Source organism: bacterium, from assembly GCA_037143175.1.
Taxonomy (GTDB): domain Bacteria; phylum Verrucomicrobiota; class Kiritimatiellia; order CAIKKV01; family CAITUY01; genus JAABPW01.
Genome location: JBAWZF010000009.1, coordinates 70,826 through 79,966 on the forward strand (window position 1 = coordinate 70,826; position 9,141 = coordinate 79,966).

2 protein-coding genes are annotated in these 9,141 nt (G+C 55.6%); both read left to right on the forward strand.

From position 1 onward, the window contains the following. The first annotated feature begins 183 nt into the window (after positions 1–183). Positions 184–8,298, forward strand: coding sequence for a tetratricopeptide repeat protein (locus WCI03_05315; protein MEI8139272.1), 8,115 nt, complete (start codon positions 184–186; stop codon positions 8,296–8,298). A gap of 319 nt (positions 8,299–8,617) precedes the next feature. Continuing rightward, on the forward strand, positions 8,618–8,974 hold the full coding sequence (locus WCI03_05320) for a hypothetical protein (protein ID MEI8139273.1): 357 nt from the start codon (positions 8,618–8,620) through the stop codon (positions 8,972–8,974). Positions 8,975–9,141: the final 167 nt, after the last annotated feature.

Here is a 9,141-nt window from a genome sequence, read left to right on the forward strand (position 1 = left end):
GACGTTCTGCCCACGCGGCTCACGCGAGGTTCGCCCTCCAGCAGAATTGTTTTTCACTTCTAATTCTTTCTTTTGGAGGGCGAACCTTGCGTGAGCCGCGTTACCGTCGGGTACCATTGCCGTTCTCAATGAGTCCCTTCCTATCAACTTGACTTCAGAGTCAGTCGAATAGATAACTTACCTGTGCTGACTACGACACTATTGCATCACACACGTCAGGTGGGTGAATCGCAGAAAGGACAGGCCATGAAGACATCAACGGTTTCGGGCGGTTTTGTGCATTCGCGACGGGTGGGGCTGTTTCTGGGAGTCTTTCTACTGGGACTGACGTTGCTGCCGTCATCTTCTTCAGGAGCCGATGCGGCAACATTAGGCCAGTTGCAGGCTGAGATGCGAGCCAAGCAGTTCTCTCAGGCCATCATCACGGCGGATGCATTGATTGCCGCGAAAGACGCAGGACTCCACGAAGCAACTTATCTGAAGGCATTGGCTCTCTTCCACGCCGGTAAATTTTCAGAGTCCACTGCGACGGCGGAGCTCTTGCTGGCGCAGGATCAAAAGTCTGACTGGTATTATAAAGCGCTCTATCTCAAGGCGCAGTCATTGGTCGAGCAAAGGCGCTTCAAAGACGCCGCCGGGATCTATGAGGCCGAAGCGAATCGAATCCTTTCCCCGCAGCGTAAACAAGAGTTGGCCGGCGTTATTATCCAGTTCGCCGACAAACTCACAGTCAAACCCGCGGTCAATGACCCCGGTGCTTCACCCCCGGACTTCAATAAAGCCTATGGCCTCTACCAGAAGGCTCTGACCATGGAGATCGGGCGCGATCTCCGTGATGAGGTGATGTTCAAGAAAGCCCGGGCAATCCAACAGGCTGGTAATGCCGGTCAGGCTGTTGCGGATTTTCAGGGATATCTGTCAGAATTCGATTCTGCCTGGACAGGTTTTGCCGGTGCAGGCTCCACTCGCCAAGTAATGCAGAACCCGCTGCCGAATGGGCAGAAGGTGCTCTCCGCCCGATATTTTCTCGCTGATGCACTTATTCAAGGAGGCAACCCTCAACAGGCGCGATTGGAACTTGAAGATCTCCTCAAGTTACTCTCTGCTTCCGCTGAAGCGAGGCTCAAACTCAAGGCTGATATCCAGTGGCTTCAGGTTCAGTCATTCTTTACCGTACGTCCCGGGGATGGCACTTCCTTTATGCTCACTGGCGGCGACCTTGAGTCTGCGATCAAGACTTGCCGGGACTTCCTTGCCGCAAACCCCGTTGGCACCCGTGCCATCCGCGCGGCTTGGATGATGATCGAGGCCCATGCCGCCGCCGGGCGCAGTGACGCCGCGATTGCTGCCTGCCATGACTTCATTGCGAGTAAGGGCTTCCAGTTGCCAGGGGGTGAGGAGGCAACGAAAATTGAGGAGGAAATCCACGCCGCACCCGCCACCTACCTTTCCACCCTCAGGATGCGCGCCCTTTTCCGCATCGGTCAGACGCTGTTCGCACAAAAGAAGTATGGCGATGCAATTGCGATCTGGCAGTCATACATCAAGGAATACCCCAACGGATCGCAGTGGTCGGAAAGCCAAAGTGCCATCGTCAATGCCGAGTTCCAGACCGGCATGGATCTGCTGGCCGATAAGAAGACGGAGCTGGCCGAGACATCCCTTGAGACATTCCTCCGTGATCATCCTCTTGATGAGTCCCGAGCCCGCCAGATTCTCTATATCTTCGGTGCTATTCATGATGCCAAGGCCGGTGAAATGGCTACCAATGCAGTGGTACAGTCTGACATCAAGAGTGAATACCGGCAGGCAATAGACACCTGGTCGCGGCTGGCGGAAAAATATCCGGGTAGTGTAGAGGCGAATCAGGCGCTGTTCCGCAGTGCCGTCATCATGGAGGAAAAACTGGGTGACTTTGAGAAGGCACTGGCGCTTTATCGCAGGTTGGTATCCGAATTCGGTTATGATCCGGCAAACCAGCGTATTTCGGATATGACGCGGAAAACCATGAGCCTCTCCTCAGAGCGTGTCTTCCGAACCAATGAAAAACCTTTCCTCCGCCTGAAGTCCCGGAACCTCGAAAAGGTTACGGTCCGGCTTTATAAACTCGATCTTCAGGCGTACTTCCGGAAGATGCATGGCATCACTGGAATCGAAGCTTTGGACCTTTCGCTGATCCAGCCCGACAAAACGTGGGAAGTTAAAGTCGCGGAGTTTGCCAAATACAAACCTCTCGAGCAGGAGATAGAGATCCCATTTGAAGCCGCCACGGCTGGCGCATGCGCCGTCACGGTGGGTGATGACGAACAGGAGTCCACCGTCCTGGTATTGCGTTCCGATATTGAGGTCGTGGTCAAGTCCAGCCGCCGTGAGATTCTGGCCTTTGCTCAGGATATGCTCACCGGTAAGCCCGCCGCCGATGTTGAAGTGCTGGTCAGCGACGGCATCACCGTTCCATTCACTGGTAAGACCGGTGCTGACGGGGTATTCAAAGGCGCGGCGGACAAGCTGAAAGAGATCGGCACTGTTCGCGTGTTTGCAATCCGTGGCAACCATGCCGCCGCTTACAATCTTGATTTGGCCGGGCTCGGTCTCACCTCTGGCCTCATGCCTAAAGGATTCCTCTATACTGACCGCCCGGCCTACTTGCCGGGGGAAACCGTCTCGCTGCGTGGTATCCTGCGCGAAATTCGCAAGGCCAGTTATGCTGTGCCGGAGAATGCCGAGTTCACGGTAAGTTTCACGGATCCTCAAGGGCGCATGCTCTCCGAACAAATCGTCAAGTTGAGCAAGTTCGGCACTTTCGATGCGGTACTTGCGTTGCCCGCTGCGGCGCCTGTGGGCATGTACACCATTGCCGCACGTCAGGAGCGGAAGGGGCAGGAGCCCCTCAATTTTTCCGGAAGTTTTGAGGTTCGCCAATTCAAGTTGGAGAAGATCAGGCTGGCGATGGAGTTCCCTCGCCGAGTCTATTTTCGCGGGGAGAACGTCGAGTGTACAGTGAAGGCGCAATTCTATTGGGGTGAGCCGGTGGTGGGCCGCACCTTGCGTTATAACTTGCCCGATGGCCGCTCTCATACCGCCACAACCGACGCCGAAGGCAATTTCAAGTTTACTTTCGACACCACTTCGCTGAGCCCCGGCTCCACGATGGCCTTCTTCGCCTCGCTTGAAGGTGAAAACGTAGCGGTCGCTGAAACCCTCACACTCGCCCGGCTTGGTTTCTCCATTATAGCCACACCCAGCCAGCCGTTGGTGCTCGCTGGCGAACCTTTCGACCTCGGACTGACCACCGCCGGGGCCGATGGGAAGCCGATCGCGAGTGACCTGACGGTCGCCGTGCTCCGGCTGGAACAACCCAAGCCATCCCCTGTTATCGCCAGCATTCCCTGGCTGGGTGGCATCCGTACGCTGCCCTCATCTGAGACAACTATTGAGGAGAAAAAGGTCGCGACTGATGCTGTCGCCGGCAAAGCGAACCTCTTGCTAAAGCTTATGAATGGGGGCGATTATCGCATTCGTGTCACCGGTGTTGACCGCTTCGGCCAGACCGTCACCAGCGAGTGCACGGTGCAGGTTTCCGGCGTCGAGGATGCTATTAAACTACGATTCTTTACCGACTCCGCCACCCTTCAAGTCGGCAGGGAGGCAGTGGTGCGGCTCCACTCGCGTCTCGATCGGGGATTGGCGCTACTCACCTACGAGGGAGAGACCCTACTCAACTACCAGATTCTTGAACTGAAGAAGGAGTACAATGACATTCCGGTGAAGGTCGGGCACGACCTCTTTCCGAACTTCCGGCTTGCCGCCGCTGTGATTGATGGCCGCGAACTCCGTACGGCCACCAAGGAATTTACCGTCGAGCGTGAGCTGAAGGTCAGCGTCAAGCCGATCCAGTCTGTCTGGCTTCCCGGCGAAACGGGCAGGGTGGAGATTGCCGTTACCGATCAGGCGGGCAAGCCGGTCGAGGCCGAATTTAGTCTGGCTCTTGTGAACGAGGCGCTCTATGCCGTCTGTCCCGACCGTACTGCCAAGATCCTTGAATTTTTTCAGGCCTCCGCCCGGCGCCATGCCGAGTTCCGGACCGGTGCCTCCTGCGGGTTCCACCACGATGGGACTGTCCGTGAAATCGCCAAGGAGTTGCGCGAGGAGGAGTCTCGCGTTGTCCGTGACCTGAGCGAGCGAATGATGAGGAAGGCCGCTAACAAGGAGGTCGGGGATAGTTTCGCATACGCTGTGGCTGCACCTGCTAGCGTTGACAGGCTGGATGCACTGGATGGTGAAGAAAAATCAAAATCGGAGGTAGTAAGTTTAGAAATGGTAAGCGACGAGCCGATCCTGAATGGATTGGCGAAGAGTCCTGTGAAAATGAAAGGCCTCTACTCCTCCCGCGCTGCCGGTGGAAGGAAAGGGGCCTTATCGTTTTTTGGTGGGAGCGTCAGGGGACTTGGTCGTGAAGCACGGGATGAAACCCGTCATGAAGTCCGTGGTGAGGGGCGCTGGTTGCCCTCCGTCATCACCGGACCTGACGGCAAGGTTGTTGCCACGGTTAAGATGCCGGAGACCACCACGGAATGGCGGCTTACTGCCCGCGGGTGTTCAGTTGAAACGCTTGTCGGCGAAGCCACCGCGCAGACCCTTACCCGCAAGGACTTCTTTGTTGAGTTGAAGGCTCCGGCATTTCTCCGTGAAGGCGACGAACTCCGTGCGGTTGGCCGTATTCACAATCTCACCACCAATGCCGGTTTAGTTAAGCTTGTCTTGAATATCCGCGATGCCAAGGATAAGTCTAAACTTCTTGCCAGCCGGGAGAAGAGTGTTGAGATCAAGGCTAACGGTGGCGCGGAAGTCACCTTTGATGCCATTACGGTTCCCGCCTCTGTGCTGGAACTTGAGTTCGAACTGGTGGCTGAGTCCGGATCCAATCGTGATGCATTGGCGCAAGCAATTCCTGTCAAGCCGTGGGGCCTTGAATATGCAGCGCATGCCGGTGGTACTGCCGTTTCAGATATTGGCGCTGTTGTTGGGCTTCCGGGCAGCCGCGCCTACAGTTCAACCTGGATGACCGTTTCGGTTGGTCCGGATATCCGCACCACCGTGCTGGACATGGCGCTGCGGCGTTACTGGTTTGGTCCGTGCGATGCGCTTGCCCGCATCTGTCCGCCAGTATGGGGTGAACATCCAGCCAATGAACTGCTTGCCGTTGCCTCTGCTCTGGCCTATGCCAATCAGGGGCGGGTGGAGGAACCCTATCGCCGTCAGCTCGCAGAACATGCTCGTACCCTTGCTGCCAGTCTGGTGGCCAGTCAGGAAAGTAATGGGAGTTGGGTCGATGCGCGGGGACTGGGTTCACTTGTTACCGCCCGCGCCTTCTGGGCGTTGGTTGCCGCCCGCGATGCCGGCATTGCGGTGAACGACGGGGTTCTCATTAGAGCGGCCAACCGTCTTCAGCAGCAGTTCCAGAGCTGTGACGCCAACGATAATGACACTAAGGCGGTGCTCCTCCATGCGCTCTCTACAGACAAACGTGCGGACTTTGCGAACTGTAACCGCCTCTACCGTGATCGTAATGGTCTTGGCAATGCCACGCTTGCCTATCTGGCCCAGGCCTTTTTCAATCTCGGCCGTCAGGAGATTGCCACTGAACTGGCCGCCATTCTGGAAGGAAAGGCTAAGATTACTCCTGGTCAGGAACCAATTCCCCTCTGTTGGGAATCGGGTTGCCGCCTGATGTGGTTGAACGATACGGATGAGACCACCGCACTGGTTCTGGCCGTGCTGGCTCAGACCAAACCCGATTCCAAGGTTGCGGACTCCGCCGCGCAGTACCTGATCAAGTCGCATGGCTGTTTCGGCTTTCCTACGGCCCGTGCCCGTGGTCCTGCTGTTGCCGCGCTTGCCACCTATTTTGGCAAGGGGCTGGAGCAGGCGACTGACATGGAAATTACCATCGTTGCCAACGGTCGTGAAGTCGGCTCAGTCAAGGCGAATGGCTCACAGGGATTGAAGCTGTTTCAAGTACCCGCCGGCGTGGTCAAGGCCGAGAAGAACCTCGTTGAATTCAAGATGAAAGGGCGGGGTAAGTATAGTTACGCCGTTACGCTCTTTGGGTTTTCGCCCGATACCAAGCCGACGGATCTGAATATCATTCCGACGATTTCGGAATTCCGCCATCTCCATGCTCCGTTGGAGTATCGCGGACGCGCCATTGGCGCAGCAAGCAGTTCGCCGGTGAAGAGTCTTGAGAACGGCCAGCCCGTCGTTGTTCAACTCGTTCGAAATAACAATTGGTATTTCCAAAACCGCCAGTTTGTGATGGATATTCCCTTGCCCGCGGGGGCGCGCCTGGTGGAGGGGACCCTGATTGGCGACTACGGATCGCCTCAGTTTGAGGTAGATGACTCGGTCATCCATGTTTATTTCAGTCAGTATATTCCCATGGTCTCTTATCAGCTCACCGGCTATGTGTCCGGTAAGTTCCGCATTCTGCCGCCTGTGATTCGCGAAGTTGGCAACCCTGCGTTCATGACGGTCGGGCCGACCCCCGAGTTAACTGTGCTTGCTGTCGGTGAAAAATCGACGGATCCCTATCAGATGAATGATGCTGAACGCTACGCTCTCGGCAAGTGCTACTTTGACGATGGGGACTACAGCCACGCACTCGAGCATCTTGCCGCGCTCTTTAAGAGCAATCGTCAGTACAACGAGGCCGAACTTGCCCGCATGCTTCTGTGGTGTTACACGACACCGAAGTTCTATGACGCACGGAAGATTGTTGAACTCTTCGAAGGTCTTCGTGAACGGTACCCGAAACTGGAGATTCCTTTTGACCGTATTCTCACCGTCGGCCGTGCCTACAAGGACATTGGAGAGTTCGAGCGCTCCTGGCTGGTATATCGTGCTGCCATTGGCGCCAGTTTTGCCAATGACTCTTCCATCAGCGCGATTCTCGAGGACGAAGGTCGTTTTCTTGGTTCCATTGCTTTCCAGGAACGAATATGGCGCGAATACCCTGATACCGCCGAGGTTGTTTCCTCCTATTTTGCCATCTCCCAGTTCCTCTATCGGAAGGCCCCCTTGGCCCATGAACTACCCAAGGAAGATGGCGTTCAACCCGAGAAGATCGCCATGCTCAAGCGCACGGCTGAACTGCTGGGTTCATTCCTTACGTTGTATCCGAAGGATCCGCTTTGCGATCAGGCAGGTTTCAGTCTGGCCAATGCCATGCTTGATCTCAAGAACTACCCGTTGGTCGTCCGGCTCAGCCAGGAGTTTGCCCAGCGTTACACCGACAGCAAACTTGCTCCAAGCCTCCAGTATATGACCGCTCTAGGACTTTTCTGGCAGGGCAAATATAGTGATGCGCTGGCCGCCGCCAAAATTGTGGCCGAGGGTGACAGCAAGGATCGCGACTTCGCCCGCTACATTCTCGGACAGATCTGCCATGCAGAAGGCAAGCCTGCTGTGGCCATTGAATGGTACGGCAAAGTGAAGACCATCTATCCTGATGCGGCGGAGGCCATCGCTTATTTCGAGGAGAAGCGTATTGCCATGGATGAGGTTACGATCGTCAAGCCCGGCGAAAAGGTTGCACTCACACTCAAGTACCGCAACATCAAAAATGCATTTCTTCAGGTTTATCGCGTTGATCTTATGAAACTTTATCTCCAGCAGAAAAATCTCAGCAAGATCACGAGTGTCCAACTCGCAGGGATTAAGCCCGAGGTTGAAGCGACCATTCTTCTGGGCGAGGGGCGGGACTATGCCGAGAAAGAGCGCAAAATTGAACTCGCACTTAAAGACGAGGCGGCCTATCTCATTATCTGCCGCGGGGACGATCTTTTCGCGAGTGGGATGGTACTGATCACCCCGCTCAAGATTGAGATTCAGGAAGAGACTGCCAGTGGCCGCATCCGTGCCAATGTACTCGATGCCGTCAAGGGGGGCTATCGTCCCGAGGTTCACGTCAAAGCTATTGGGAGTGCTGACAGCAAGTTTCGCAGTGGAGAGACCGACCTGCGCGGTATCTTTACCGCTGATAATCTACGCGGCAAGGCTACTGTGATCGCCCGTGAAGGCACCTCGCGTTATGCCTTCTTCCGTGGAGAGCAATGGCTTGGTGCTTTGGTCACCGAACCTGCGCAGGATCGTGGTCAGGCTGGTGAAAAGCAGCAAATTGACTATCAAGGGAACCTGAACGGGTTTAACGCCACCATCCAAATGGAAAATAGCGGGAAATTTGACCAAAATCGCCGCCAGCGCCAGCAAAAAGGGATTCAGGCAGATCAGGCCTACTGAACGTAACAGTTCGGATTTATGACATTGGCAGGCTTGATTATGTAGGGCGAATCGTCCCGATGAGCCGCGCGTATGAAGGGGCTCTCATTAGAGGCCCGGCTCGGCAGGGACGCCTCGCCCTACCAAAGTAAAACGCACGCTTGGATCGACCAATATTAACAGCACACCTTCTGCTTTTAGCCTAATTGAGGAAGGAAAGCAGAAGATGGACACAAATTCAAAAATGCAAGGAGAGCTTGAGGCTGGGTTGTTAATGGACGGTAAGCGTCCGAGGATTGACCTCATTCCCAGCCTGATACCTGCGTGATATAGCAGGGGCATGAATAACACTACAGCGCAACAGGATGGGCGGGGCCGGGTTCTGCGGACAGCGGAGCAACGGCAGGAATTGATGGCCGGGTACAAGTCGAGCGGTCTGGGAATGACTGCTTTTTGTCGACGAGAGGGCGTGTCGCTCTCGACATTCAGCCATTGGTTGAATCCGAGGGTTAAAGTGAAGCGGTCTCGATCCATCCGGCCGGAAAAGCCCCCGATGAAGTTCACCGAGGTAAAGATGGCCTTGGGCGGGGCCGCCCCAATTGAAGTTGAATTGCCGGGAGGTGCTCGGATTCGCATCCGGGATGATGAGGCGTGGCTGGTAGTGGGTCAATGGCTCCGGGAGGTGACCGGATGCTGAATTTCACGGGAGCCTTAAAGGTTTATGTGGCGACCGAGGCGGCTGACATGCGGCAGAGTTTCAGCGGCCTGTACGGAATGACGGTCAACGAGTAGGGATTGGGGTCAGCCCTGAATGGCGCTTAATTAAGGCCTAAAACTTTCTTACTCAATGATTTGCGCCGAGAT